General features: G+C 54.7%; 1 protein-coding gene. It reads right to left on the bottom strand.

What is annotated here, in order from left to right; translation table 11 throughout:
* Nucleotides 1-11: 11 nt before the first annotated feature.
* Nucleotides 12-1,241, bottom strand: a complete 1,230-nt coding sequence (locus FYK55_RS28690; RefSeq protein ID WP_150080054.1) for an ISL3 family transposase — start codon at nucleotides 1,239-1,241, stop codon at nucleotides 12-14.
* Nucleotides 1,242-1,306 lie beyond the last annotated feature (65 nt).

The raw sequence follows: 1,306 nt of genomic DNA, 5'->3' as shown, positions 1-1,306 counted from the left end.
TCCATCCGGGTTTATTGTGGGTAGAGCTTGAGTCCGCCGCAGTAGAAATAGATCGCCGTCTTGAAGTTCTCCCGATTGCGGTAGCCGCCAACGCGGCGCTTGATCGACATGATCTTGCTGTTGATCCCCTCGGCGACGGCGTTGGTGATTTCGTGCGTGCAGTAACTCACAACGTTGGCTAATCGCTCTTTGATTGTTCGCGCGACCTTCTTCAGCGGATCCAGTTTTGTGTGAATGACGCGGCGATACCAATCATGGAAGAACAGCGTTGCTGCTCCGGCGTCCCCATGGTGCCAAAGGTCACGCAGCATCTCCTTGTATGCCCAAGCCTTGCCCGTCTCGAGTTCCTGCTTGTAGACCAAGTCGAATCTCGCTTTCTGGTCATCGGTTAGATTCTCTTGGCTGGTCAGCCACAGATAGCGGGTCCCGGTCAAACGATCGTCACCTTCTTGTTTTAGTTGACGGTGTTCCCCGCGGCGAACCTTGTCGACGGCTTCACTTGCCAGCTTCATGACATGGAAGCGATCGTGAACGATCTTGGTTTCGGCCAGAGGAATGTACTGCTTTGCACTTTTGACGAAGGCCGCACTCATGTCCATCGCGATCGCCTCCACCGATTCGAGTTGCTGTGGAGAAAACTGGGAAAAACAGGCGTTTCCACTCTCGGTGTCATTGCCATCGGAGATCGCCTCGACGGTGCTACGGTCGAGATCATAGATCAGCGTGATGTAGTTTTGGCCCTTGCGGAATGCTTTCTCATCAATCCCGATTCGTGGTAACGGCTCTTGAGTCTTCCGTGCCTTGCCACGAGCAACGGCCTTTTCAAGGATGTGCCACGTTTCGTCCCAACTCGTTCGCAAGATGCTCTGCGCGCCTTTAATGGTTTGGCTCGCCACGAGAACATCGATCGCGAAGCGTTCAAAGAGGATTGTGAACCGACTGTTCTTTTCCGCCCAGGGTAAGCGAGCTTGCTTGACGCCATGCTTGGCGCACTTCACGCGGGGCGGTTGGGCGTGAAGGATTGTCCTGAACTGCATCGTGTCCAAGTGCCTCCAGCGACGCGATGCAGTGTGGTCATACACCGCACACGACTTCCCGCATTCGGGGCATGGGAATGACGTGCCTTCGGGATGTTCTACGGTGACATCAACTCGCTGCGCCTCGGTATCGAGCTTGACGTCAGCAACGAACCACGGTTGCTCGAGTCCAAGGATTTGCTGGTAGAATTCGGTTTCCTGCATCGGTGTTCTCCTTCGCGGAGAATTCTACCGAACCCACACACTTCCCGGATGGACCTAAAAATTGG

This window comes from Roseiconus nitratireducens (assembly GCF_008629675.1).
GTDB lineage: Bacteria > Planctomycetota > Planctomycetia > Pirellulales > Pirellulaceae > Stieleria > Stieleria nitratireducens.
This window is presented reverse-complemented; position numbering and strand designations above follow the sequence as displayed.